Raw genomic sequence first — 26060 nt, 5'->3', positions numbered from 1 at the left:
TCCTCAGCGCGTCGGTGTGGTCACTTTCGAGGAGGTTGCGGGTTGCTGATCGCTGGTCCTGCGGCGAGGCGCCCTCGTCGACGACGATTCGGTAGTACCCGCCCCGGGTGTCGCCTTTGCCGTCGTCGCGCCTGAGGGTGTGGTTTCTGGGGGAGTGGTGGTGGTCGTAGTGGGCTTGGGCGTCGTGGGGACCGCCACCTCCCACGTCGGCGACGGCGGGACGAGGACGCCGGCGGAGGGGGCGGCGCGCGCAGCGGAGCTCAGGTCCGATCGCAGGGCCGGGGGCTGCACCGTGGTGGTCGTATCGGCGAACGCTCCGCCCAGCGCGCCGATGGTCAGTCCGACGGCTACTGCGACACCTGCGATTGCCACCGCCGATACCGCGATGACTTTGTCGCGCATGTAGATCAACCCTCACTCCGGTTCCCGCCGGCCAAGTTACCGCGGAAATGACCTGCGAACGCTACCGCAGAAAGAGTGAGTGGTGCTCAGCCGGCAGTGGCATCACCGCGTGCTGCGGTACGGCGGCCTCCACCGAATCGGTGCTCCCATTCGCCGCCTACGAGACGGTGACCTTGCCACCGCCGCCCGCGGAGGGCCTTACGGTGCACGGTCGTCACGCGGACGGCCCACGTCATCGCTTTGCTGTCGGTCGGAAGCTCGGCTTCGGCGAGTACTTCGTCCTCGGTTCTGACCTGATACATCGGCATGTGTCACATCTTGCATCATGCGACGACAAATTTCTCACTTGAAAAATACCGGACCGCACGTTTGACCGTTATTGCGTATCCAGTGGTCAAGCTGACAGTCCGAGTGGGATCCAAACGGACCGCGGGTCATATCAACCGAAGTATTTCGGGCAGAGTATCGGCTATTTGTTGTCCGATTTCCTCGTACATCTGGTGCGCCCGCTTGTACGGATCCTCGATGTCCAAGGTCGAGACCGAGTGTTTCGCACGGGCGTTGGCGATCTGGTCGAGCGAGGTGGCTTCGGAAGACCGCACCAGCTCTGCGGCCTCGAGCAACGTGAAAGTCCGGCGCAACCCACGAGGGGCGATGCCCAGCACGGCGTCCCGGTGGCGGCTGGTCATGGTGAGGATCAGGTCCGCTTCCTCCGCCATTCGAGGGGAGATGCGTCGCGCGACGAATCCTTCGTCGTCCCCGCCCAGTTGACGCAGCACGGTGGCCGCGGACTGGTCCATGGGGTGACCGGTCAGCCCGTGGGTACCTGCACTGGAGGCGGTCAACGCCAACCCCCTTTCGGCGGCGTACGCCACGGCCAGACGTTCGGCGGTGGGGGAACGGCAGATGTTGCCTGTACAAACGAAGAGGATATGCACGGGGCCTACGTTACGGCGATCGCCATCGAGCAACGGCCGCGCTACAGTATTGCCGAGTGGGGGCACCGGGAGTGGATCTTTTTATCTCTTTCTTCGGCGAGTCCCAGTGGCGTGCGTTCGATACGTGCGCCTCCAAGTGAGGCAGGTCATGACTGAGGTTCTCGGTGTTTCGGTGGGGTCGAGTGCCGTCCGGATGGCTCGTCCCGACTTGCGGCTGTACTCGGCCGACAGGCCGACAGGCAGGCAAGGGCTCGATTTCTACAGTGACACGGTCGATGCCTACTGGCAGGACTGCGCGGAAGACGTAGCCGCCGAGTCGATCGGTGTGCTCCTCTCGCAGCGCAACGGAAACCCTGAAGTCGAGGCGACCGGCGTCGCCTACCGCGATCAGCAGCAGTTCGGTGAGATTCAGCAGGCGATGGCGAACCAGCGTCTCTACAACTACCGGCTGGTCCCCGAGGCCAGAGCGGCTCTGACCTACCTGGAAGCGTCGGGCGAGCTGGCCAACTTCGGCACGATCGGGCTGTACGACCTGGGAAGCTCCGGTCTGACCATCAGCGTGATCGATCGCGCGAGCGGTGAAGTACTGCTGGCCGAACGCACCACCGACATTAGCGGTGACGATTTCGATCGGCTCATCTGCGACAACCAACTATCCAGGCGCGGGGCGGAGCCACCTCCCGTGCTCGGTATCGCGGAGTTCACCAGCCGGTGCCGTATCGCGAAGGAGCAACTTTCCGTCAACGGCGCAGTCTGCCTTCCCGGTGACAGCGGCGTCATCCTCATCTCCAGGGAGGCGTTCGAGGCGCTCGTCACGGTCCCCATCGAGTACTCGGCGCGGTTGCTTCGGGATGTGCTGACCCGATCACCGCAGTACGTAGACGCCGTGTTCCTGATCGGCGGTGGCGCTCGCATTCCGTTGGTCGAGACCATCATCAGGTCGTGGACCGGACTGCCAGTGGTGACACCTCACGATCCCGAGTCCGTCGCAGCCAAGGGAGCAGCCCTGCTCGCGACGCCGGTGGAGAACCTGGCCACCGAGGCCGCATCGTCTTTGGCCCTCACCGGTGCCCCCGAATGGCTGAGCCCGGAGCCCGTCGACAGACCTGCGACGTCCACCCGAAAGGTTCGCGGCGCGGCGCTCGTTGCGGGCGGGTTGGCAGTCATTGCCGCGCTCGGTCTCACGCTCGGGTACGGCAATTCCGACAACTCGACGAGTGCGCCCACGGACACCGTCGAACCTACGACGACCGTGCCGTCGACGACACGCCCCGCGCCGTCCACAACGACGGTGCCCCGGCCGACACCTCAGCCGGTGGTTCCGGTCCCGGAGCCGGTCGAGACCTACGAGGCACCACAATACGAAGACCCGACGCCGGTGCCTGCGCCTGCGCCGGCACCCGAACCTCCGCCTCTGATCCCGGGTCTGCCGGGTCTGAAGCTTCCACAGTTTCAGATACCTCCGCCGCCGGTGTTCGAGCTGCCGCGGTTCTAGTTCACGCGCCCGGCAGTCGAAGCCGGGCGGACACCGCGAGGTGGTCGGAGTCGGGGATCGGGACGGGGTGCACCTCGAGTGCATCAACGGTATCGCTCGTCACCACGTGGTCGAGCTGCGCCAGCGGACGGTCCGCTGGGAAAGTGCGGAACAATCCGGAACCCGCCCGTTCGGCGGCGTCGACGAAGCCCGAGCTCGCCAGATCGCGGAACTGTCGATGGTCGCCTGTGGCGTTGAAGTCCCCGGCCACCAGCACTGTTCCCGGGTAGGACTCCATCAAGGTGCGCATACGGGCGAGGTCTTTTGCCCACTGCACGGTGTCGCGAGGTGTTGCAGGCGACATGGCATGAAACGCCACCACGGTCGCCGCGACGCCGTCGATGATGGTGTTCGCCTGGACCGGCACGAACCCGAAGTCGGACAGTCGCGTGCCGTCGGTGAGAGGAGTCCTGCTCCACAAACCGGTGCCGTCCGAGACGGGGAGAGCGGCGGTGAAGCTGTAGGGCAGCAGATCGTCGATCCCAGCGCGGGTGAGGGCGTCGACCTCGGCGGGGGTGAGTTCTTGCACGGAGAGAAGATCGGCATTGCTCGTACGGATCTCGTCGACGATCGCAGCAGCATCGGCATCACCGTGCGCGACATTGATCGTCAGGACCGTGATGTCCTGCCCGGTGGCGGTCGCGGTGTCTGCGATGAACCGGGGGATCTGGACTCCGACGAGGAGGATCGCGAGTGTCACTGCGGTGACCAGGCCGACGCGTGAGCGCGTCACGGCGAACAGGATCGCTGCCACGGCGGCGAAGACCGCGAAGTAGGGGGCTCCGACCACGAGCGCCACGAGCATGATCTGCGTCACGCCCAGTTGGCGTACGGCCAGCATCGCGATGGTGAAAACCAGAATCGCCCATGCAACTACAAGTGCCGACCCACGTAAGACGCGTCGCACTGTGGCGCCTCCGGTTCCAAGAGCCGCACGCGGCAATAGTTGACTGAAACATTGACTAGACTCACGCCCATGGCCAGCTCAGACGCGGTATGCAAGTGTCGCCACCAGCAGACTGCGCATCAGCATTACCGCAAGGGAAGCGACTGCTCGCTCTGTGATTGCAGCCGTTTCCGTCGGCCCGTTGTGTCACGTCTTATCAGTCGGGCCAACCGCCAGCTTCAGCGCCTCAAATAATTGTACAGTCTTTAATTGGACGCTAAACAGACCGATTGTTTAGTATTGAGCTCTCGATCCAGGCAAAATGGGCAATTCGGCTTTGGCCTTGAGCTCGTCATCCAGGCAGGAGGCACAGTGGCGTCAGACAGTTCGGTCATCCCCAGTTATGTCGACGCGGTCGCTTCGGACGGCACGGGCACTGCTGAGGCAGTGCGTCGGTCTTTCACCGAACTACGCCTGCTGAGCCTTGCCCCCTCTACGTACGCGACGCATTCCATTCACTCCCATGACCGGATATGGACCGAAACCAACTGCTATGTCGATCTGTGGATCGAGCTCCTTCATTCGTTGGGCGCCGATCCCATTCCCGCGTTGGCATTCGTGTTGAGCGCCGACTGCGACGGTCGGCAGTGGGACTTCGTCAAGATGCAGTCAGAGGATCTCCGTGTGCTCTACGGCATCGACGTGCACGAGATGAACGTGTGGCGTCCGGTCCTCGACCACATCCGCGAGGGGCTCGAGGACGGGGTGCTGAACACCGTGGAGGTCGACGGCTTCTGGTTGCCCGATACCTCGGGCACCAGTTACCGCAACAACCACACCAAAACCACCATAGTTCCGAACTCGCTCGACGAGACCGAGAAGGTGCTCGGCTACTTCCACAACCGCGGTTACTTCGAGCTTTCGGGCGCAGATTTCGACGGCGTGTTCAATCTCGCCCCCACTCCGCATCCCGAGGTCCTGCTTCCGTACGTCGAGCAGATCAGGCTCGGCCACAACACCATCGTGAGCGGTGCCGGTGACCGCGATCTCGATCTCGCGCGTGCGCACTTCGCGCGGAGGCCGTCGAACAACCCCGTCGACGCGCTTGCTCGACGCGTCATCGCCGATATCCCACTGGTCCAGCGGTCCGGCCCCGACGCATTCCATCTGTGGTCGTTCGGTCTGCTCCGTCAGTGTGGCGCGAGCGCTGAACTCGCGGCAGACCTCTGCGGGTACCTCGAGGCCCGCGGTGTGGTCGGTATCGGCGCGGCCGTGCCTCATTTTCTGCAGGTGGCTCAGGGCGCGAAAGCCGTTCAGTTCCGCATGGCCCGCGCCGCGCGCGGGCGTGCGGTGTCACTCGAAGAGCCACTCGCGGAGATGACCGCGAGCTGGAGTACGGCGATGGATGTCATCTCGATCGCGCTGTGAGTGCAAGATAGCTGGGTGAGCAGAGGACTCGAGGACTTTCTGGACGGCGCCGAGTGGCACCTGACTGCAACGGAACCGGGATCGTGTCTGCATCCTGATGAGTTCGGTGAGGACGCCGAGCGGCGGGTAGCCCTGGTGCCGGGCACCGTCGCCTCGGTGGTGGACCGGCCGGATCTCGACGCGTTCGACTGGTGGTTCACCACCTCGGTGTCCGTGCCCAGCGGCATCGCTACGACGCTGACGTTCGAGGGCATCGCGACGAGGGCAACGATCTGGGTCGACGGCGCGGAGGCTGCCCAGGTCCGATCCATGTTCGTACCGACGACCCTCGACATCCCGGCCGGTACCTCCGCCGTCGAGATAGCGGTGCGTGTCGACTCGATGGACGTCGTCCTCGGCAGTAGAAAGCCACGAGGACGCTGGCGATCCTCGCTGGTGGACAAGCAGGGCCTGCGGCACGAACGCACCACCTTGCTCGGTCGCGCTCCCGTGTACGGACCGGTTCCTGCCCCGATCGGCTTGTGGCGCCCGGTGACGCTACGGCCACGATCGCGTGCGCGACACTGCCGGTTCCACACCACGGTCGAGGGCAAGAACGGGGTTCTGCGAGTCCGTGCAGATCTGGACGAGACGGTCTCGACTGTCACCGTCGACATCGGTGAGCAGCAGTTCTCCTTCGCCGTGGACTCCACGAACTTCGATGTGTCCGTCACTATCCCGGATGTCCGCCTTTGGTGGCCGCACACGCACGGTGAGCCGGTCCAGTATCCGGTGACGGTGACCGTCGACGACGATCCTGTGCGCAGTGCAATGGTCGGCTTTCGCCGAACCGAGTTGCTTCGGCATGGGCGGTCGGTGGAGCTGAGCGTCAATGGTGTTCGGGTTTTCGCCCGCGGCGGTTGTTGGACTCCTCTCGATCCGACACGCCTGTGGATCGAGGAAGGCCTCTTGCATGCGGAGTTGGTGCGTATGCGCGACGCGGGACTGAACATGATCCGCCTTGTCGGCACGCTGGTGTACGAGCAACGTCAATTCTGGTCCCTCTGCAGCGAATTGGGCATCATGGTGTGGCAGGATGCCATGTTCGCCACCACCGATCCGCCGCAGGACCCTGAGTTCGTCGAGGTCGTCGAACGCGAACTCGAAGCACTGTTCGCGAGCATCGGAGGCAACCCGGCGTTGGCCGTCGTCAGTGGTGGCAGTGAGACGCAGCAACAGCCCGCGATGCTGGGGATCGCCGCTGCCGATCAACAGATTCCGTTGCTGGACAGCGTGATTCCCGAGGTTCTCGAGAACTGCCTCGCCGGCACCGCCTATGTCACCTCCAGCCCGTCGTCGACATCCGGTGAACTGCACACCCACGTCGGTGATGGAATCGCGCACTACTTCGGTGTCGGAGGTTATCTGCGACCGATCGCCGACGTACGTACGGCACGTGTACGTTTCGCTGCCGAATGCCTGGCGTTCTCGATCCCACCGGAGCGGCGAGCGGTGGATCGAATGTTCGGCTCCGCCAATGTTGCCGGTCATCATCCCGAGTGGAAGTCCGCGGTGCCACGCGACCGCGGATCGTCCTGGGACTTCGAGGATGTCCGAGATCACTACGTTCGAAGCATCTTCGCTGTCGACCCCCACCTCGTCCGTCGAACCGATGCCGAACTCTATCTCGATTACGGCCGCGCAGCCGTGTGTGAAGCAGTCACCGCATCCTATTCGCATTGGCGCAGAACCGGATCCGAGTGTGGTGGCGCATTGGTGCTGACCCTTCGCGACCTGGTCCCGGGAGCCGGTTGGGGACTCCTGGACTCCGCAGGAGATCCGAAAGCTCCGTGGTACAGCCTGGCGCGTATCAGCAGCCCCATCGCGGTGTTCCTCGTCGACGACGGTCTCGACGGTCTGAGCATCGAGATGGTCGACGACACAGCGGAACCACTGCTGGGGACTCTTCGGGTGTCGCTGCACGGCGCGGCGGGCCGAATCGGTGAGCCCTATGAGCAGTCGATCGAACTAGCGGGACACAGTTCGGCGACGCTTTCATTGGATCGGGTCATCGGGACGTTCGCCGACGTCAATCACGCGTATCGATTCGGGACCCAGACGTACTCTTCGGTGGTGGCGGAGTTGGTCGACCTCGCAGGCGTTCGAGTCGCCGAGGCCACTCACCTCATCGGTGAGACGCAAGTTAGACAGAACGATGTGGGTCTGTCCGCGCGGGTCGAGTCAGTGGAGCCAGGTCGGTGGTCGCTGACCGTGTCGACGGACTCGGCTGCACAGTACGTATGCATCGACGTCGGCGGATTCGACACCAGTGACTCGTGGTTCCACCTCGCTGCAGGGGCGAGCCGAGCGGTGACCCTGACCGGCAGGGGACCGAAGCCGGCAGGGCACGTGCGCGCGCTCAATTCGGTGAAGCGAGCACAGATCCGCTAACCAGAGATACGGCTCAATCGTCCACGTGCATAACCGAATCCGGCTGCACCGAGGCTGGTGACGACAGCGAGGGCGCCCCACAAGCGGGCGGGGTTTCCCTGTGCCGCCGCAACGGTTTCGCGTCCGACTGCCCGTGGCAGAATTTTGGCCGTGTACGAACGCTCGGAAGACAAGGCGTCCCCTGGGCCGATGAGGCGAGCGATGGCAGCTTTGGAGACTCCCTCGGCGTAGCTGCGTGAGAGGAGATAGCGAGGCCGCGTACGGTCGGCACTGACATTGTGGTCGACGGCAATGGACGGGTCGAAGAGGATCTGCGCTTCGGGGTGAGTCTGACGGAGCCTGATGCACAGTTCGGTCTCTTCGCAGCCCAAGGGGATACGCCCGATGCGGCCGATCCCGGAGACGAAGCCGCCCAGCTCCACGATCGGTGCGCGACGGAAAGACATATTGGCGCCCATGAGGTTACGAACCGTCGAGGTTGTCGTGGGCTGGCCTCGGTAGGTACAGCCCACGATCCAATCCAGTTCACCAGGTTCTCCCGCGACCGCGGTCGGCAGGAATGCCGGGCGTGAACTGGGCCAGACCGGGTGCGCGGACCCTCCTACCGCGTAGACGGTGGGGTCCGCGTAGTGCGCCGAAATCGATGCGATCCACTCGGTCGAGCGTGGTGCTGCGTCGTCGTCGAGGAACACCACGATGTCACCTGACGCGAGGTCCAAGGAGGTATTGCGGGCCCCGGACAGACCACGCGGATGCGTGTTTTCGACAACATTCACGGCCGAACTACGAGGCAGAAACTCCGCTCGCGCACGCTCGAACAATTGCTCGTTGTGATCGATGACGACAAGTAGTTCCGTCGCAGCCGTGGACTGACCCAACACGGCATCGACTGCCGCACTGAGATCGTCCCAGCGATCGAGCGTGTAGGCGCAGACGACGACCGAGGAGGTGAGCTCGCTCACGCCGATTTCTTGTGCAGCGGAATCGAATTCATCTCTTCGAAGACCTCGAAGGCCTCGAACTCCAGATCCATGTCGGTACGTGCATCGTTGGTGCTGCGGCCCGGACGCGGGATGGACTGCTTGGCAAGTCGGCGTGCACGTAGGCGTTCGGTGAACAGCGTGCGGAGTACGCGGAACCCGTCGGAGAACGTGCGGAGGTTGGACTGGCCGTAGATCCGAGCCAGCTCGATGCTCGGCACTTCCTGGATTCGAACGTCGGCCTCGGCGAAACGGCAATTGATGATGGTCTCGATCTCGAAGCCATCGCCCCAGAGCATCTCGCCCTCGGCGTGCTCCTGCTCGAGCGCCGGAAGGTCCAGCACCGGCACCAGATCGCGCCAGAATGCGTTGTAGCCGTAGCACAAATCGGAGAACTTGGTCCCGAAGAGTGTGTTCGCAACCAGGTGCAAGCCACCGTTACCTGCGCGACGCAGGGGAGTGATGTCGTGGCTTCCACCGCCCGCGGTGAAGCGGCTGCCCTTCGCGAAATCGGCTCCGGCGAGGAGTGCGTCGACGAAGCGTGGGATCTCGTCGGCGTTGGCGGAGCCGTCGGCGTCGAACATCACGATGATGTCGCCGGTTGCGGCTTCGAATCCGCAGGCAAGAGCGTTGCCCTTGCCCTTGCGGGTCTGCTTGATGATGCGGATGTCTCCGCGAATCTCACGAGCGGCATCGATGGTCCCGTCGACGGAACCGCCGTCGACCAACACGAGTTCGTAATCATGCGAAAGCAGCGGCAGAACGTGCCTCAGATTTGCAGCCTCGTTGAGGGTGGGGATCACGATGCTGATGCGCGGGTTCATGGAGTTCATTCCCATTCCAAACAGGTATTGGTGCGTTGACCGACTTGGGCTTGAAACTTCTGCGGCGCGACCCCCGGCGGATCCCGCAGACTGGACAATCACGCGTTCGGTTCTTCGAACGCGACATCCTGTTTTCGGCCTGCATATACCTTAAAAGATGCTTTGAGATTGTCAAGCTGCACGTAAACATTCCGCAAAGCCGGTTATGAGACGTTGCTCATACCGTTTGAATGTTTAATCCACTGGCCGCTCGAAGACGAGGGTGTCAGCGTCCTGGGACCGCAATGACCAGGCAGGGTTTGCCCGCAACCACCGCTCGAAAGTCTCCGCAGCACCATCCTTCATGAAGCCGTAATACTTCATCGACTCGAGCGACTGTCGGGTCAAAATTACGTACGACGGCGTGTCGCGTTGCGACGCGTCCCAATCGAAAGCTTTCAGTTGCTCGGTCGTCGGGAAGTCGAGCATGTATTCGGGGCCGTAATAGTTCAACGGTGCGTCGAACAACTCGTTCGCCTCGGCCTGCGCGACATACTTTGCCGTCGACCTGATCGGGTAGCCGGCGGGATAGAGCAAGGTGAACGTCGAACCCGCGGGCGCTTGCGCGACCAGGTCCCGCGTTTGGTCGACCTGCGCACGATTCTCGATGATCAACGGCCACAAGCCGAAGTAACCCTGTAACCCGAAGGTCGCTGCGCCGACGGTTCCCAGAACCGCAGCTGTCATCGCGGCGCGGGTGCCTACTCTGCCAAGGGTGGAACGGGCCGCCGACGGCTCCATGTCGAGGGCGGCGAGCAGCATCGGGGCGATCAGCAATGCGCAACCGGGAATGGCGTACAGATATACCCGGAAGATCGCTTCGCCGCCGTAGCTTTGACCGGCGAGCAGCGCGATCGAGCCGAAGGCCATGACCATCGGCGCCCAGAACGTCTTCTTGGTGCGCCAGGCGTACACGATCGATGCCATTGCCAGCGCAAAGACACCCGCCGACAAGGCCCGGCACACCAGGGAGGTCACCTGCTTGCCCAGGATTCCCGGCGCCTGAACATTGCTCGCTGCGTTCTCCACCGGATCGAAACCGGAGAGCAGCCCGTACGGGGCGACGATGGACAACCGGGGATAGAGATAACCCAGAAGAATGATCGCCAGCGGAAACATGAGCCACCACGGCTTGGCTCGCCGCGTGACGAGCAGAACCCCGGTGACTGCGAACAGCCAGTACGGGGTCAGTTGGTGCGTGGGTACCAATGCCGCGAACGGGATGATGGCAAGAAGCCCTGCAACCCGCAATTGCATCGAGGCGAGCAGTAACACCATGAAGCCCACGGCAAGAACGAAACCGAGTGCCTGCGGGGCGTAGTAGTCCTGGCCGACCCAGTTCACCAACTCCGCGATCATCGCCGCGGTGACCGCGACGCGTCGCCGGAGCTTCAGAACCCGGGCGAGCGAATAGACGAACACCGCAGTCAGGACGTGAATCATCGGTGCGAAGACGTGCGCGAGGGAGAGGATTCCGAAGTTGGCGACCTGACCGAACCACGCCGTGACCACGAAGAAGCTCGGCCACTGCGAGTAGATGTCGATCCCGTTGGGCGGCAACGCCCCGAACGCCAAAATGTATTCGGTGACGGCGACGTGCTTGTACGTCCACTCGTACACCGGAGCATCGGTCACGAGCGTGACCGTCACGCGCTGCACGAGAATGGCCACGCCGATAGCAGCAACAGCGATACGCAGTTGATGACGACGAACCGCCGTCAGAAACGCGACGACCACCAGAGCCATACAGATGACCAGGATGGGGCCGGTGCCAGCGGACAGTAGCCCGAACTGTGAGTAGCCGGCACTCTCGAGCCCCGGCAGGGCAGGCAGCCACAGCACCACGGCCAGTGCCAGCAAGAGGCCGGCGACGTTGTGGCGGAGAAATTCTCGATCCCACAGGATCTCGGTGGCACCCAATACACGTCTGCGGATCGACTGACGGGAGAAACTCTGCCGTGCCCAGTCTCGCCACCCCTGTATATCCGGCAATTCACTGTTCCTGCGATACCAAAGTGCCGAGGATCCGAGTTGAACCAACGCCACGATCGCGGTGATCCAACGAGGTGACCACTGGTAACCCCACATGGCTGCCGTCGTGACGAGGACGAAGGACGCAAGACTCAGGATGGGAACTGCGGCAAGCCGAGCCCGCGGTGGAATGTAGATCCAGGTCAGAATGGCCGATCCGGGCCCGGTGAACACGGTCACCGCGAGAAGAGCAGCACGAATCGGGGCGGGTAGCGGTGCCATCGCCAGCAACGCGGTGACGGCGGCAATAACTGCTACGTCGGCGAATCGGATGCCAGGGCGCGGCGACGTCGACGCTCGATAGGCGGAGTCGCGGACATCAGTCGAGGACAGGGACACGGCTCACCGCCGACAACGGTGTACGGACGCGGCCCTCGCGTCGACTCCGACGCAATGCACCCGGACCTTTGGCGATGGACAGCAACTCCATCCGGCCTATTCCGTCCGGCAGATCCGCGGCGAGATCGTCAGGGGGAGAAGCGACCTTGCTCATCTTCACCGACAAGCGGACGGCACTACCCAGCTTTCGCACCGCGACGCGTGCCGCGAGGGTTGCGGACCGTCGATCCGTCGCCACCGTCGTCAACCATGCCCCCAGCCCGAGCCCGTACCCGCGAGCCTGGACCGCGAGTGCGTCCGAATCCGCGCGATGACGATGCCACACGATCGACGCAGGCTCGTAGACCAATTGGTCCCCTGCCATGAGCACGCGGAAGAACATGTCGAGGTCCTCACCACCATTGGTCGGGGACCCGACGCCCAATGCTTCGTCGAATCCGCCGAGATCGAACATACGGTCGCGGGAGACGGCGAAATTCGCGCCCGTGCCGTACATACCGACCTGGAACGGGAACAGCGGAACGTCCGCAGGAGGATGCGCGAGGTCGTAGATCCGAGGCGTCACCGAACTGGCCCAGCCGACGCGGCGATCGAAGTAGGCCTGCGCATGAGTTCGGATCTCCCCGCTCGGGACGATCCCCGATACGCACGTCACCCGACTGCCGCGTCGGAATCCGCGGGCAATGCTGCGAAGCCACAACGAGTCGACGGCCACGTCGTCGTCGGTGAACGCCACGACGGAGTGGCGGGCGGCACGCAGACCGGTATTTCGTGCACGGGACAACCCCGCGATGGGCTCGGACACGACACGAACCCGTGGATCTGCCAATGATCGAACGTAATCGACGGTCGCGTTCGTCGGCGACGCATTGTCGACGACGACGACCTCGAAGTCCGGGTAGTCCACCGCCAGCACCGATGCCAACGCCCCGCGCAGATGATCGATCCGATCGCGCGTGCAGATCACGACGGAGACAGCAGGCGTGAGCGTGTGCAGAGCCGAGACTGCAGCGGGAGATTCTCCGGGATCTACGACGTCGAGTGTGCGCACGCGCTCGATGAGAGTGTCTACGCAGACGCAGCCGTCCAGGATCGGAAGCTCCACGAAGCCCATCGGGTCCATGCCGTGCCGAACGAGAAGCCGTGCACGTGAATACCCCTCCGCATCCGACAGGGACAGGGACTCGGGCAGTTCGTGCTCGATGTCGACGTCGCCGATCCAGAGTGCGCCGTCCCATTCCGGCGACTGCAATCTTTCGAGTGCGGGGTTCAACACGGGGGAGATCCTTTCGATACAGCCATGGTGGTGCAGAAGAGCTTCAGTCGGTTCGGTAACGAACCCAGTCGATGGACATCGTTGCGGGAAACTTCGTCTGTGCAGTGGTCGGTCCCGGCCAGTCTCCTGCGACCGCAACGTTGAACAGGAGATAGAACGGCTTGTCGAATACCCAGTATTCGTCACCGCCGGTCAGATCGGCGGGTGTGATCGTAGAGAGAACGGTCTCGTCCATGCCCGTGACGACCTTGCCCGGCGACCGTTCGACCCAATAGGTGTGAAAGTCCTCGGACAGCGGTTCGATTGGAATTCCCGACGTGCCCGACTTCTGACTGTTCAGGCTGTCGGCCTGCGGGGCATGGATACCGGAGTGGTAGTTGTCGGCGTCATTGAGCGTCTCGATCACGTCGATTTCTCCCGCGATCGGCCACCCGACGGAATCGATATCGGTGCCCAGCAGCCAGAACGCCGGATGGAGTCCCTGGCCCGCAGGCATTTTGATGCGAGCCTCGACGCGACCGTAGGTGAACTCGAATGTGTCCTTCGTCGTCACCCGCGCCGAGGTGTAGCCGCCGGCAGTGTCCAACGCGGAGATGTCGAGGTTGCCCGATCCGTCCTGAGCCGAGTTGTCCGTCGAGTCGGTGTAGTCCTGTTTCTCGTTGTTTCCCCATCCGGTTCGGCCGGTGTCGTAACTCCATTTGCTCGGGTCGAGAGCGCTACCCCGAGCGGCGTCGAACTGGTCGTAGACAGTGAACTCGCTGCCATCTTCGCTCGCGCTGGCATCTCCCTTGTCCTCGCTCGGCTGCACCCACATTTCTCGATAGGCGACCGTGCCGGACGCTGCCACCGTTGCCGCAACTACCGCGGTGCTCAGTAGACGAGACCAGAGTTTGCTCTTCGGCGGCGGAGTCGAGCCCGGTGACGGGAGCCTGGAACACTCGACGGTCATCGGGTCTACCTGTTGCGTCATCGTTTTCCGAAAGGATTCGATATAGCAGCGGAGGACACGATCTTCATGCGGCGAGCCGTCGAGCGATGCGCTACCGCCAATATCACCGTCCCGGCAAGGATGGAATAGACCACGATTCGCTCGACGGCGCCGATCCCGATTCCGACACTGTGACCGCCGATGTACAACAAAGTCGCGGTGAGAGCGATCCCGCCGAGAGTCGTCACAGTGATACCGATCGTGCGGCGGAGCGAGCGGTGACCACCGGCGACGATCAACCCGAGACTTCCGACGACGAAGAACACGGTCGCGCCGAACGAGTGCGCGCCGTAATTCAGGCCCTGGTTCACTACCCCCGCAACAATGCCGCCGAATCCGGCCACGCACAGGAGAATACCGCCGCGGACGTCGACGACACCGGTGACCATCCATGCCGTCGACGCGACGACAAGGGAAAGACCGAACAGCGCGATGGACACGTTCATCAACGGATACAGCGAGCTGCACGGCCAATTGCCGGTCGGTCCACAGAACGCGACACCGAGTTCACTGACGAAGTTGGTGCGGTAGCTGTAGAGCCCGCGCCAGGATGCGGCAACGACGAATTCGACGAGAAGAATCTGCAGCACCGCCAGACCTGCCCAATAACCGATCCTGGCCCACAACGATGCGTCGGGGCCCGCCGTCGGCTTGCCCTGCAGCGCTGCGCGGGCTTGTCGAAGCTGAGTACTCATGGTGGTCACTCCTGGCCGCTGAGCATAGCGATGGGATCGGACAATGCGACGTCCAAGGCGGACTGGACGGTCTCGACGTCGAAGACATTGCCGTGGAACGACGCCGACACCTGGAAAGTATCGCGGACGTGCATGGACGTGATCACCACGGAGTCGGGGAGCGCAGGTTCACTGAGCGGATAGAACCGGCTCTTCTCAGGTTCCGCGGTCCACGCGATGCCGTCCAACTGCCGTATCCGTCCGAGGTCGGAGAACGTCAGCCGTGCGTCGGCGTTCGCCGGAACGGTATCGACCGCAGTGGCAGGTAACACTGAGCGGGTTCGCAGATACGACAGTGCGCTCAACGCCCCTCCCGCGAGCGGACGTCCGTTTACGATCGCGTGGGCGACGGCACTGTGGACCGCACGTGGAGATGCAGGATCGAGGCCGTGAAAGTCGATTCCGACCGCGAAGTTCCCCAGCACCAGATCGCTTTTCGGAAGATAGCGCCTGCAATCGAACAGGAAGGTCAGTGACTGTGCAACAGAAATGCCCTGTGCAGCAATTGCATTCGCGACAGCACCGCACAGCATCGACGCCACCGACAGGTCGGGGGCTTTGCGATCACGCCACGCGCGAAGTGCCGTCGGAGTGCCTGCCCGCGACGTCGCCGTTGCCACTGCGGGTGACCGTGTCCACGGTATGGGTCTCGGCACTGCAGTGGTCTCTGCGCTGGTCGACGTCGAAGCAGAGCGTGAGGCACGTAGCCGTCCGGACAGAACAGCGCCGACCTTGCATGGATTACGAACAGCCCAGCCGGTGAACGCCCGTGGCAGAGGGCTTTTCACAACGGGTGCCGTTGCCCAGGTGGGGAGAGGAGGATTCTCGGAAGGATCGGCCAGGTAGGCGTAGAGCTCCACCGGAAGCAACGCATCGCTCAATCCATGCGACAGATCCAGCAGGAGGTACTCACCGGCAAGGCGGCCTCGCAAAGGGACGCCGGTGGACACTGTCGACGAAAGTTCGACGAGGGCATCGGCGATGCCCGCTGCCGTGATCGGCGGCGCGGATTCCACCTCGGCGCAGACTGCGTCGGGTTCGTAGGCCCACTGCTGCGTCGACGGCGTGACCCGCAGGCCCAGTCGGGCAGCAGGGCCCGCCGAGGCCAGCTTGCGAAGCCGCGCTCGGACACGTTCGATGCCACCGAAATCTGCGGGCCCGAGCCCGCCGATCAGTCGGGAATCCGACCGCAACATGTCCAGTGCAGTTGCCTTGTACGTGATCGTGTTTCGGCTCACGGCGCACCCCTCTCCGGTGCCGGCCGACGATAGGGGGCGTGGATACGACCAGGGTCGAAGATGCGAGGCCTGGAATCGATGTGATGCGCACCGCTGGTGCTGTACTCGCGGGCGTAATCACCGTTCACGAACTGCTGCGGCAGTTCGGCCATGCCTGTCGGGTACGGGCGTGGCCCGGGCGGCGTTGGAGGAAGAGGATCCTCCGGGGGAGGCGGGCCGTCACGATGCGCCAACAGCCTGATCCATCGAATCAGCGGCACGATCAACACGAGTGCGCCGAACCCCTCGGCCGCCAGGTATGCCCAGCCGACAGCGGCGATGCCGAGTGAGGACGACAAGCTCAGCGAACCGATGATGATGATCGACGTCGCGATCACCTGCACCACGACAGCCAACCGCATCTTTCGTTGGACACGCGCAAGACCGTCGTAGAGCGATCCCACTACCGAGAGCGGAATGGTGAACGCAGCAAGTTGGACGATGATCGTGCCGTTCTCGCGGTACTCCGCCCCCACGATCCCCAACCCGAACGGTGCAATGAACGCGAGGAAGAGCGAACCACCCAACGCCACGACGGCGACCATCGTCATGAAACGTTTGGTCAATCGCGAGAATTGATCCGGGTGTGCGGCGACCTCGGCGACGAACGGACCTACGAGGACGCTGATCAGGATGTACAAGGCACTGACTATCGACCAGGTCAACGAGAAATACGCGTTGCTCTCGGTGCCCAACGTGGCCACGACGATCATCGGGATCAGCAGTGGAGCAAGCGAACCGAGTGCAGTGATGCCGTAGGCGGAGCCGAAGTACGACCACAACTCTCGGCGCGGCGGAAGATTGGGTTCCAACTGATATCGCGGCTCGGTTCGCAGCGCGCGCAGGATGTGGCGAAGAACGACAACCGACGCGATGACCGCGGGGATGGCCCATGCCGCGATGATCGACGTGCTCCGAGCCGTCGCGAACAAAGCGAGGAGCAAACCGAATTTCACGACGGCATGAAAGACGTTCTTCGCCGCTGCCCAGCGTGCGACTCCGAGTCCGGACGACGTCTGATCTTGCAGCGCGAACACCGCGAGTACCGCAACGAACAGTGGGAAAGTGACTATCTCGGCGGTGCTGGTGAACATCTTGTCGACCGGCGCGACGAGCAGGAACACGCACCCGAGGATGAACGCGAACACAGTGATCGTCAGGTAACCGCGCACGACGAAAGACCGTGCCAGTCGGCCGGAATCGGGCAGAAACCGCTCGTACATCGACCCGAGGCTCAGGTTGGACAATGTCGAGAGCATGACGGCCGAGGTGATCACCGCGGAGGCGCTGCCGACCTCGGCCACCGGGTACAAGCGGCCGGCTGCAGCCCAGAACAGCAATCCGAGGCCACCTGTTATTACGGTGGACAGCATCAACGCCAGAGAATTCAGTGCCAGGTTGCGGTCGGAACTTTTCCCGTTTGCGGCTTCGTCGAGTACCTGCGGGTCGGCCGAGTCCAAGGCCTCGACACGGTAGGGGATCTGGGCCTGGCTGACCTTCTGGATCGGCATCGTGTGAGACATGAGGCCCATGTCCCAACGAACCGGTTCGAGTGGATACCACTCGAACCGCTCGAGATTGTGGTGTCGCGGTGGTGCGATCTTCGGTGCGCGGTGCTTCACAGAGGTTGCCACCGCACGGGTACAGGCGGCGCAGGCAAGCCGATCTCCATGTCGAAGGCCTCGTTCACCGCATCGACGAGTTCTCGGCGAACCGTTTCCCGCAGATCGCGGCTGTACAGCGAGTGATCGCCGGCCTCGAAGGACTTGACCGTCGTCGAGCCGGATCGGGTGTCGGACCGCTTACGCAGTCGACGCATTCCCTCCGGGCCGCGGTTGTCCACGAACCATGCAGTGTCCGTCGGAGACAGAAGGACAGTGGTTCGCACGTTCTTCGACTCCAACCTGCGTAGAGAAATCTCCGGAACCTGGATGAGACCGCGTAACCCGAACCACAACCACGCGCGATACGGCATCGAAGGCTGCAGGCCGTTCTTCACGCGCACGCCGACATGGTGCAGACGATCCAATGCGGACGCGACAAAGCCTTTGTCCTCGTGCACCATCGAGGAACGCTTGACGAATTCGAGCCGTTTGGTGGTCCAGTCGAGGCTGTTCAACAGGACCGCGGAATTCACGCCGAGTTCGGCTGCCGCAAAGCTGGAGTACCAAGAACCCGAGCACATCCCGGACACCATGACGTTGCGCGGTCCGGCTCCTGATTGCTGCACTGCCGTCAGTGCATCTTCGTTGCCTTCTTCGCTGTAGAGCTCGGTGATCTCGTCGTCCGACACCGGGCCACTTTCGCCGGTGCCGCGGCGATCGAATCGGAGGACCGAAACACCTTGTGCAGCAAGGTAACGGGCAATCTCGACCCACAGCCGGACAGGTCCGACTCGGTGTTCGTTCGCGGTCGGGTAGAGAACGAGGGTCGGTCCGCCCGTCGCGCACGACGGGGAGGTGGTCCTGATGGCGAACAGGGCGTTCGGCCCGAGGGATTGCGTCGTCTCGACCACGGTGCTTTCGCCGCTGCCGAACTCGGCGTGAGCACGCAGTGGCACTGATACCGGTGCATCACTGCCGTCGAAACGGTCCGAGAGCCAACGAGTCAGATGGGTGATGTCCTCGGTAGGCAGCACCACCTCGAAATCCGAAGGTTCGAGAAACAGTTCGTGATCGGACAGGGTGTGCTCTTCGGCGTTCTGCTTCTCCACCAGGGTCCGCAGGGGCTTGGCGTCAGCGCGTTCCGGGCGGGTGGCGACAAGGACCGGGCACGGGATCGGTTCGAGCTTGGAGATGTCGATAGCCGCGAGGTCCGCGGCCACACCCGGGTGCAGCACGGCACCGATGATCGACACCCGAGCGTCCTCCTCGGAGTCCTGCGTGACACTGACCGAATATAGGGCACGCTGCTCGCGCAGGTAGGAGCGACCACGGACGACGGGGTCCCACAAAGCAACTGCGGTCAGTGGACCGGCCTGCGAGAACGCCGCAGCACTCAGTAGTGCGCCGGCGCGCAATCCGACGAGCGCCACCGCGTCGACCCCGCTCGAGCGCACGAACCCGGCGGCTGTGACGATGCTGCGGGTCCACCTCGAGACGATGTCTTCCGAGTCCTGATCGCCGGCGGAATCTCCGGTGCCGAAGTAGTCGAACCGAAGTACGAGCAGACCCGAATCGCACAGCTTCTGCGCAAGCAGAGTCAAGCCGCGGTAGGAGTCGACCTGCTCCTTACCCAATGGCGGACAAAGGATTACACCGCCCCGTGCGCGCCCACCTGCAGGTACATGCACGGTTCCGAACAAGCTTTCCGATTCGGGGCCGAACCACGTCGAGTACTTTCCGCCGGCAGTATGCGGATTCACGTCGACATCAGAGGTGTCCATGTTCCGCTCTGCCGTACTTCGGGTGCTCACAGGACGATCCCCTCGTTGTTGGTGGTCGTTCGCTCAGCGGGAAATGGAAGCGGGCCACTTTCGACTGTCGAGGCCGTGGGTGCGCAACATCGCCAGTGCGATGCGCTCCATACCGAAGCCGACACACGCGCTGTGTGCGGGTTCGCCGTCGACCGTGGAAATTCCGAACGTGTGACCGAAGTGGTCACGGTGGCAATTGCACGAGACCACCGCGGTGCCGTCGTCGAGATCTCCGTAGAGTTTGACGACGAGTTCGGTCTTGAGGTTCTCGTTGCGCTGGTTCGCAGCCAACATGCGGCCTGCGCGTCCGAAGAACGGGTCGTTGGCGATGACGGCTTCGGCTTCGAGGCCGAGGTCGGCAAGCACCTCCATGCCTCGCACCACCCAGCGTTCGCGATGTGCGATGGCCTCGTCCGGAGTGCCGACACGAACGTACTCGTGCATCCGAAATGCTTGCATCCGTGCGGGATCCACCGCCGGCTCGTGCCGGAAGCAGTAGCCGTAGATGTCGAGCAACCGACCGTCTTCCGGCAGTACGCCCGTCATCATCGAGTACGACGGGTGGCATGCGGCCGAAACGAGCATGGTGCCTGCGGACTCGAGGTGGTGATCCCAGTCCTTGCCTTCGGCACGGTCCGCGAGCAACGAGGCATGGGCCTTGTTGTCACCGTCGAAGGTGTTGATGGCACCGGTCAGGTTGGGAAACGAGGCGATGTAATCGGTGCGCTCGAATGCTTCCCGCGGGAAAACCGGGGGGAAGCGGAATCGTGGAGCCGAGAATCCGTGCTCGGATCGTCCCGCGGCGTCGACGACCTCGTCGATTCTGTCGATGATGTCCTCGAACTCACCCGAGCGGCCGTAGAGACCCTCCACCGAGCTGGGGACGAGTAGTTCGGCGGCAACGAGTTCCTCGCGGAATCGTGCTCGCGCCGAATCGAGTTCGGAAATCTCGGTGGGGTTCGCGTGTGCAGTCATTCAGTTACCTTTGTAGACGAGCGCAAGTTGGGAGTTGTGCCCGAGAATGCGTTCGTTGCTGACCATGATGGCGGAGCCGTGCGCGTCCCGCAGGTGACGGCCGATGCTCATGTCGGAGTCCTGTCGGTAGCCGGAAATACCGCAGATCTGCAACGCTTTGCCGACGATGTCGATGACGAGTGACGACGCAGTCACCTTGAGGTTGTTGATCCGCACCGCGAATCCGATAGCACCGAGATCTCCGGGGGAGTCCGCGATGGCCTCGTACTTTGCTGCCGCGCCGAATACCGCGTCGACGAGCTGCTCGTGTACGACATACAGCTCGGCGAGCCGAAGTGCGCTCGGCGGGGTGACTCCCGGCGTGCGACTGGCAGCCTTGCGAACGGACTTGCGCGCCTTGGTGACTGCCGCATCAGCGATGCCCAGCCACGCGGCACTCCAGAGCACATGCGCGGCAGGCAGCATCGTCTGCGCCGAGATATCGCCGTAGCTGTCACCGAGAATGCTCGACGTCGTGGCAGTTGCTTCGAGTTGGAAACCGGGGCTGCAGGTTCCACGGAACCCGAGGGTGTCCCAATCGCCGGTGCGTTCGAGCACGACGTCCGGCTTCTCGCAGACGACCAACACCTGATCGCTCGGGGGGCTGTCCACCGAGCGACGAGCCGTCGCGAGGACGAACTGTGCGTATTCGCCATAGGAGATCACCGGTGCGGTTTTCGACAACGTGATCCGATCGCCGTCGTATTCGACCGCGCACCCGCTGGTTCGCACGTCGCCACCGATGTTGATCTCAGTGGTCGCCGAGGCCACCAGCGGACGTTCGAGAACGAAGCGACGCAGCAACGATTCCATTGCGTCGGACTTGCCGTGCCGGACGATGCTCAGTACCTGGGACTGATGCATCACGAAGATCATTGCCGAAGAGGCGCATTCTGCGCCCAGTGACCGTGCGATATGAGCGAGTTGGGTAAGGGAAAGACCGCCGCCACCGAAGTGCACGGGAATGCCTGCCTCGAGGAGGCCTGCTTGGCGAATCGCCTCCATGGACTCGGTCGGGAATCGTGCATCACGATCGACCTCATCGGCGAACGAACGCACCGTGGTCAGTACCTCGGACATGTTCGAGATATCGATGGCGTCCCGGTAAGCGGTGGTCATAGCCCTCAGTCCGTGAGTTGTGCGACGGCTGTGGCGATGGACTCGATGCTGGCGAACGTGGCCTTCTGCAGCATGGCATCGGGGAATTCGATATCGAACTCGTCCTCGAGCGCGATCATGACGTTGACGCTGGCATGCGAGGTGAGGCCACTGTCGTAGAGATCGGCCGCGTCCTCGATGTCCGAAGCTGGTAGTGGAAGCTTCCCGAATTTGTCCAGAACTTCGCGAACCCTGGCCACATCTGCAGCATTGAGTGTCTCCATACGAACCTCCACTGAATCTCGTAACTTTCCGAGACCGGACGGCCTCGTACTGACTGTCGGTTTGCAACACGTCGATGTTTGCAACCCAGCTGTCTCCCCAGACCTTCCCAAACAATATAGTAGATTGTTTTGAAGCGTCGGTATGAATTGTTCGGCTGCTCTTGGATCGGTTTCCTACCAGCAGGTTTCCCTGGGATTCGGATTTCAATCGAGATGAGCATCACGGCTGTGTGGGACCTTGTCCCGCCCGTATGCGCCCGAGGTAGGTGGGGTGACGAAGTACAGTGAGGGCTTCGTCGGGCCAATAAATGAAGGAACTCAGTGCCGGTGAGTGGAGTCTGCGGCATAGCCGTGGAGCCGAGTGTCGTCCGGATCTCTTACCTCAGAGACGGGCGCCGCATCGAGGATTCGATAGACGCCGAAGGAGCCCATTGGCTCCTGAACGGCAAGCTTGCCGACTGCGGACCGTTCGACGATGTCGTACTCACCGGACGCGATTCGGACGTAGTGGCCTCACTCCTGGACTCGATCGACAGTAGTGAAACCTCCACCATTCGAATGGTCGACGAGGGATCGGCGGTGCTCGCCTACGCGCGCTCGATCGGCAGGCTCGCGACTGCGCGGGCATTGCTGGTGCTCGACCTCGGAACGAACGGTACGACCGCGCTCACGTTGGATGTGGCAGCAGGCGACGTCACCCGAACTCGACGCACTCCGATCCTTTCCGGTGACGCACTCGACCGGGTAGTCGAAAAAATCGTCATGACCAAGAAGATCCTTCCCCCCGCAGAAGGCCCGGAAGGCGAGCGCGAATACCGCGTGTTCTTCCGCGACCTGAAAGAGATGCTCAGCACGGTTGCGGGTGTCCGCGCGCCGAACAACGGGCCGTTGCTGATCAGTCGCAACGAATTCGACGACGCCGCAGCCCCCCTTATCCTTCAAGCGCTCGCATGGGCGGCCCCATCGCCCCCGGATGCGGTGTTGCTCATCGGTGGTGGCTCGCACATGCCGATCGTGCGGTCACTCGTCGAACGCAGGTGGGTCGTCGACGTCGTCGTTCCGGATTCACCGATGTCGGTCATTGCGGAAGGTGCAGCGCTGGAGGCCGCACCGATCGCTCCGATGATGACTCTCGCGACGCTGCTGGCGGAGCATCATGCGAGCACGCCTCCCGTCGAAGTTTCCGAGCCCGCTGTAGTTCCCGAACCGGCTGTAGTTCCCGAACCGGCTGTAGTTCCCGAACCGGCCGAGGCGGAAGCTGCGACGCAGGAGCCGAGGACATCGGACGCGGAAACTGCCCAGGCGGCGACGGAGACAGCGCCGATGCAAACGATCCCGGTGGCGCTCGCCCCTGTAGCGGCAGCGCCTGTGGGCGAGCCCCTCGAGCGTGCGGTCCCAGTTGAGACGGTCACTGCTGAGGCGGCCCCGAACTGGGCAGCCTCGAACTGGGCGGGTCCGATCGAGGCCTCACCGGCATCGGTCCCCGCGTCGCGAAGTCCCCGTCGTATGCAGTGGTCGGCAAGGGACGCCTGCTGGCTGGGGGCAGTAGCCACGGTGGTTCTGCTGGTCTGGGTGATCGTCGCGGTACGAGGCAGTACAGCCCCTCCTCCCGGGATCGGGATAGATCCCGGCTCGATCCCCGCCGGAAATTCCTCGGTTGCCGAGAGTGTGCCTGCGCAGCCGGAATCGATCCCGGTGCCCGAGCCGGAGCCGGTGCCAGAGCCGGTGGACGCCTTTGATCCCGTCGAACCAGGCACCGAACCGGATACCGGCAACATCGAGTACATCGAGGACGATTTCTACTACGACGACGGCTATGTGGTCGAAGACGACTCGGATGTGAATTGACCCCAGCGCTGACGGGGCCACGCCGCACTTCAGCCACACACCCGGTAGCGTGACCTGATGGGGCGAGTATCGGAGTCCGACCGTCTACCGCGAAGCGAGGCAAGAGAGATGACTGTGTTGTTGGGGGTGTCCATGGGCGCCCACGCCGTGCGTATGGCTCAGCCACGCAACGGGACGGCCAATGCTCACGTCTCGTCTACCCGTTTGCTCGAAGCCCCTCAGCAGTTGTTCTTCCACAATCAAGTCATCGACACGGTCGACGATCACGTGGAGTACCTTGCCGCCGAGTCGATCAGCGCGCTGGCCGCCGAGTCCGAGCCGTCGATGACCACCGGCGTCGCGTACCGGGATGCCCATCAGGCAGATACCCTGCACCGCGCTCTGGAGAATCAGCACCTGCAGAACTACCGCCTCGTGCCCGAGGTCGAGGCGGTTCTCGAATACCTCGTCGTCAGCGGTGAAGCTGCGGGCTTCTCGACCGTCGCATTGTTCGACCTGGGAAGTTCGGGTCTGAACGTCAGCGTCGTGAACCTGGCGTCCCGTCGAGTCGTCGTCACACAACGCTCCAGTGCGTTCAGCGGAGATCTCATCGACGAATTCCTTCGTGACAATCAGCTCGCACGCCTCGGCAAGCCGAGCGATGCCGCCGACATGGACCTGTTCGAGCGTCGGTGTCGTGTGGCCAAGGAACGGCTGTCGAGCAATGACGCGGTGTGCCTGCCCGACGAAAGCGGCATGATCCTGCTCTCGCGGGACAACTTCGAGGCATTGATCGCCGACCACATCGATCAGGCCATCGAGTTCGCACGCAGTGTTCTCATCGATGCAAACGTTCCTATCGACGCCGTCGTTCTCATCGGTGGTGGGTCGCGCATCCCGCTCGTTCGTGAACGCGTCGGCCCATCTCTGCATTTGCCGGCGATCACCCCGAACGAGCCGGAAACTGTCTCGGCCCGCGGCGCAGCACTCTCGGCGCGCCCCGCTCCTGCAGCGCCGGTCCGGCCGGAATCGGACCCTGCGCCCGCCGCCGGCTTCGTCGCGCCTCGACCTGTCGAAACGACTCCGACCGCAGCGAACGCGCGGAAGAATCTACCCGCTGCAGATACGGGTGCGCGGCCGTTCTATCCGCCGACAGCCCCGGCTGTAGCTCCTACCGTTGCCGCGCCTGCCGTTTCTGCTGTGCCGGATGCGAGGGAAGTCGAATCGGCTTCGCCCGCCCCGAAACACTTCGCGCTCGAGAAGGTCTACTGGCTGGACGCGGATTACGAAGAAGACGACGGTGAAGACGAAGACGTGCGTAGACGACGCCGAATTCGGGCGTGGTCCGTATTCGGAGTTGCTGCTGCAGCGGTGATCGCCGTATCGGGATTCGTCGTGACGCGTCCGGACGCGCCCGCGGTCGTCGAGACCGCGGTGACGCAGCCGCCCGCCACCTCGAGCGTGGCAGGGACGTCACCTCTGGCAGCACCTCCGGTGATTCCGGCTCCGCTTCCGCCGCCACCGCCCGTGGAGACCGTCCCGGAAGCTCCGGTCGTCGAACCCGAACCCGAGGTTGTCGAACCGACGCGCCAGCAAGTTACCGAGGATCGAACGACGGAGCAATCTTCCGAGCCGGAGGTCGCACCGCCACCTCCGCCTCCACCGCCCCTGATCCCCGGCTTGCCGGACTTCACGCTGCCTACCTTGCCGCCGCTCTTCCCGCCCGCTCCCTGATCGAAGTTTCAGGCGACCGGATTCCGCGGGCGAATGTGCTCGAAGATCAGAGTGGTCTCGGTGGCGGCGACGGCTGGATGGGCGCTGAGGTTGTCCACGACGAAGTTGCGTAGTGCCGCGGTGTCTACCGTCGATACATGGATCAGAAAGTCGTCCGCGCCCGCGATGAAGTAGATGTTCAGCGTCTCCGCGAGCGCGGCGATCTGCTCACCGAATTCGTTGATTCTTCGTCGGGCATCCGCCTGTAGTCGGACCGAGATCATGGCCTGGATGCCCTGCCCGAGCGCTTCGGGATCGATTTCTGCATGAAACCCGCGAATGACTCCGCGCTCGACGAGGGAACGCACCCGTCCCAGGGCGGTCGATGGTGCAATGCCCGCTGCCGCCGCAAGTGCATTGTTGGGCGTTCGGGCGTTGTGCCGAAGTACGTCGATGAGGATGTGGTCGATGTCGTCGAGTGGCGTCTTTCGAGCATCTGCCGCGTGCCGAACATCGTTCGGATCATGCCTCACCCGGTCGCCATGCACTGAACTATTTGATCCCATCCACCCAATCTACAGAATTATGTTCACATCTCTTGAG

General features: G+C 63.2%; 22 protein-coding genes. 5 read left to right on the top strand and 17 right to left on the bottom strand.

Annotated elements, in window-relative coordinates; genetic code table 11:
* Nucleotides 1-3 precede the first annotated feature (3 nt).
* The 3 genes from E5720_RS07365 to E5720_RS07355 all read right to left on the bottom strand — a co-directional run bounded on the left by E5720_RS07365 (nt 4) and on the right by E5720_RS07355 (nt 1340).
* On the bottom strand, nt 4-402 hold the full coding sequence (locus E5720_RS07365; protein ID WP_247596209.1) for a hypothetical protein: 399 nt from the start codon (nt 400-402) through the stop codon (nt 4-6).
* Between the two features lie 86 nt (nt 403-488).
* A complete protein-coding gene (locus E5720_RS07360; RefSeq protein WP_136170111.1) occupies nt 489-710 on the bottom strand; it encodes a hypothetical protein in 222 nt (73 codons plus the stop codon).
* Nucleotides 711-836: 126 nt separating this feature from the next.
* Nucleotides 837-1340 (bottom strand): low molecular weight phosphatase family protein, encoded by a 504-nt coding sequence (locus E5720_RS07355; RefSeq protein WP_136170110.1) that lies wholly within the window; start codon nt 1338-1340, stop codon nt 837-839.
* A gap of 148 nt (nt 1341-1488) precedes the next feature.
* Here E5720_RS07355 and E5720_RS07350 point away from each other — a divergent pair, with 148 nt between their 5' ends.
* Nucleotides 1489-2835, top strand: a complete 1347-nt coding sequence (locus E5720_RS07350) for an Hsp70 family protein (protein ID WP_247596208.1) — start codon at nt 1489-1491, stop codon at nt 2833-2835.
* Between the two features lies 1 nt (nt 2836).
* Here the strand turns inward: E5720_RS07350 and E5720_RS07345 are convergent, their stop codons facing one another.
* Nucleotides 2837-3781: an endonuclease/exonuclease/phosphatase family protein gene (locus E5720_RS07345; RefSeq protein WP_136170109.1), complete on the bottom strand. Its 945-nt coding sequence runs from the start codon at nt 3779-3781 to the stop codon at nt 2837-2839.
* A gap of 351 nt (nt 3782-4132) precedes the next feature.
* Between E5720_RS07345 and E5720_RS07340 the strand changes: the two genes are divergently transcribed.
* The gene (locus tag E5720_RS07340) at nt 4133-5188 is read left to right on the top strand and encodes a DUF1839 family protein (RefSeq protein ID WP_247596207.1); all 1056 of its coding nucleotides are present in this window, start codon (nt 4133-4135) and stop codon (nt 5186-5188) included.
* A 15-nt stretch (nt 5189-5203) separates the two neighbouring features.
* Nucleotides 5204-7618: a glycoside hydrolase family 2 protein gene (locus tag E5720_RS07335; protein ID WP_136170108.1), complete on the top strand. Its 2415-nt coding sequence runs from the start codon at nt 5204-5206 to the stop codon at nt 7616-7618.
* Here E5720_RS07335 and E5720_RS07330 read toward each other — a convergent pair.
* The 12 genes from E5720_RS07330 to E5720_RS07275 all read right to left on the bottom strand — a co-directional run bounded on the left by E5720_RS07330 (nt 7615) and on the right by E5720_RS07275 (nt 21917).
* Complete coding sequence (locus tag E5720_RS07330; protein ID WP_136170107.1) at nt 7615-8580, bottom strand: glycosyltransferase family 2 protein; 966 nt, start codon at nt 8578-8580, stop codon at nt 7615-7617. The two genes, E5720_RS07335 and E5720_RS07330, sit on opposite strands and share 4 nt — an antisense overlap.
* Nucleotides 8577-9431 carry a glycosyltransferase family 2 protein gene (locus E5720_RS07325; protein WP_136170106.1) on the bottom strand — a complete coding sequence of 285 codons (855 nt, stop codon included), beginning with the start codon at nt 9429-9431 and terminating at the stop codon, nt 8577-8579. The genes E5720_RS07330 and E5720_RS07325 overlap by 4 nt, the downstream gene beginning before the upstream one ends.
* 225 nt (nt 9432-9656) lie before the next feature.
* Nucleotides 9657-11831 carry a hypothetical protein gene (locus E5720_RS07320; RefSeq protein ID WP_136170105.1) on the bottom strand — a complete coding sequence of 725 codons (2175 nt, stop codon included), beginning with the start codon at nt 11829-11831 and terminating at the stop codon, nt 9657-9659.
* The gene (locus tag E5720_RS07315; RefSeq protein WP_247596206.1) at nt 11812-13107 is read right to left on the bottom strand and encodes a glycosyltransferase; all 1296 of its coding nucleotides are present in this window, start codon (nt 13105-13107) and stop codon (nt 11812-11814) included. The genes E5720_RS07320 and E5720_RS07315 overlap by 20 nt, the downstream gene beginning before the upstream one ends.
* A 43-nt stretch (nt 13108-13150) precedes the next feature.
* Complete coding sequence (locus tag E5720_RS07310) at nt 13151-14077, bottom strand: glycoside hydrolase family 16 protein (protein WP_247596205.1); 927 nt, start codon at nt 14075-14077, stop codon at nt 13151-13153.
* Complete coding sequence (locus E5720_RS07305) at nt 14074-14790, bottom strand: hypothetical protein (RefSeq protein ID WP_136170104.1); 717 nt, start codon at nt 14788-14790, stop codon at nt 14074-14076. The genes E5720_RS07310 and E5720_RS07305 overlap by 4 nt, the downstream gene beginning before the upstream one ends.
* A 5-nt stretch (nt 14791-14795) precedes the next feature.
* Nucleotides 14796-16067, bottom strand: coding sequence for a hypothetical protein (locus E5720_RS07300; protein ID WP_136170103.1), 1272 nt, complete (start codon nt 16065-16067; stop codon nt 14796-14798).
* Nucleotides 16064-17728 carry a lipopolysaccharide biosynthesis protein gene (locus E5720_RS07295; RefSeq protein ID WP_136170102.1) on the bottom strand — a complete coding sequence of 555 codons (1665 nt, stop codon included), beginning with the start codon at nt 17726-17728 and terminating at the stop codon, nt 16064-16066. Before E5720_RS07295 ends, E5720_RS07300 begins: the two co-directional genes overlap by 4 nt.
* Nucleotides 17725-19521, bottom strand: a complete 1797-nt coding sequence (locus tag E5720_RS07290; protein WP_136170101.1) for an alpha/beta fold hydrolase — start codon at nt 19519-19521, stop codon at nt 17725-17727. The genes E5720_RS07295 and E5720_RS07290 overlap by 4 nt, the downstream gene beginning before the upstream one ends.
* Before the next feature lie 33 nt (nt 19522-19554).
* A complete protein-coding gene (locus E5720_RS07285; RefSeq protein WP_136170100.1) occupies nt 19555-20496 on the bottom strand; it encodes an amino acid--[acyl-carrier-protein] ligase in 942 nt (313 codons plus the stop codon).
* Entirely contained in the window at nt 20497-21654 is a 1158-nt protein-coding gene (locus tag E5720_RS07280; RefSeq protein ID WP_136170099.1) for an acyl-CoA dehydrogenase family protein, read from the bottom strand. It lies immediately after the preceding gene.
* 5 nt (nt 21655-21659) lie between these two features.
* A complete protein-coding gene (locus E5720_RS07275) occupies nt 21660-21917 on the bottom strand; it encodes an acyl carrier protein (RefSeq protein ID WP_136170098.1) in 258 nt (85 codons plus the stop codon).
* 327 nt (nt 21918-22244) lie between these two features.
* Here E5720_RS07275 and E5720_RS07270 point away from each other — a divergent pair, with 327 nt between their 5' ends.
* Complete coding sequence (locus E5720_RS07270; RefSeq protein WP_136170097.1) at nt 22245-23765, top strand: hypothetical protein; 1521 nt, start codon at nt 22245-22247, stop codon at nt 23763-23765.
* Between the two features lie 108 nt (nt 23766-23873).
* Nucleotides 23874-25478, top strand: coding sequence for an Hsp70 family protein (locus E5720_RS07265; RefSeq protein WP_136170096.1), 1605 nt, complete (start codon nt 23874-23876; stop codon nt 25476-25478).
* A gap of 8 nt (nt 25479-25486) precedes the next feature.
* On the opposite strand, the gene E5720_RS07260 is transcribed toward E5720_RS07265, so the two are convergent.
* A complete protein-coding gene (locus E5720_RS07260) occupies nt 25487-25990 on the bottom strand; it encodes an Lrp/AsnC family transcriptional regulator (RefSeq protein ID WP_247596204.1) in 504 nt (167 codons plus the stop codon).
* Between the last annotated feature and the right edge of the window lie 70 nt (nt 25991-26060).

Origin of the sequence: Rhodococcus sp. PAMC28707, from assembly GCF_004795915.1 — a bacterium.
Taxonomy (GTDB): domain Bacteria; phylum Actinomycetota; class Actinomycetes; order Mycobacteriales; family Mycobacteriaceae; genus Rhodococcoides.
The sequence above is the reverse complement of the archived record's forward strand: the minus strand, read 5'-3'. Positions and strand labels throughout refer to the sequence as shown.

What these genes read in the sequence shown, in the direction of transcription:
- E5720_RS07365 (WP_247596209.1), bottom strand. Translation starts at nt 402, where the DNA reads ATGCGCGACAAAGTCATCGCGGTATCGGCGGTGGCAATCGCAGGTGTC.
- E5720_RS07360 (WP_136170111.1), bottom strand. Translation starts at nt 710, where the DNA reads ATGCCGATGTATCAGGTCAGAACCGAGGACGAAGTACTCGCCGAAGCC.
- E5720_RS07350 (WP_247596208.1), top strand. Translation starts at nt 1,489, where the DNA reads ATGACTGAGGTTCTCGGTGTTTCGGTGGGGTCGAGTGCCGTCCGGATG.
- E5720_RS07325 (WP_136170106.1), bottom strand. Translation starts at nt 9,431, where the DNA reads ATGAACTCCATGAACCCGCGCATCAGCATCGTGATCCCCACCCTCAAC.
- E5720_RS07310 (WP_247596205.1), bottom strand. Translation starts at nt 14,077, where the DNA reads ATGACGCAACAGGTAGACCCGATGACCGTCGAGTGTTCCAGGCTCCCG.
- E5720_RS07305 (WP_136170104.1), bottom strand. Translation starts at nt 14,790, where the DNA reads ATGAGTACTCAGCTTCGACAAGCCCGCGCAGCGCTGCAGGGCAAGCCG.
- E5720_RS07285 (WP_136170100.1), bottom strand. Translation starts at nt 20,496, where the DNA reads ATGACTGCACACGCGAACCCCACCGAGATTTCCGAACTCGATTCGGCG.
- E5720_RS07280 (WP_136170099.1), bottom strand. Translation starts at nt 21,654, where the DNA reads ATGACCACCGCTTACCGGGACGCCATCGATATCTCGAACATGTCCGAG.
- E5720_RS07275 (WP_136170098.1), bottom strand. Translation starts at nt 21,917, where the DNA reads ATGGAGACACTCAATGCTGCAGATGTGGCCAGGGTTCGCGAAGTTCTG.
- E5720_RS07265 (WP_136170096.1), top strand. Translation starts at nt 23,874, where the DNA reads ATGACTGTGTTGTTGGGGGTGTCCATGGGCGCCCACGCCGTGCGTATG.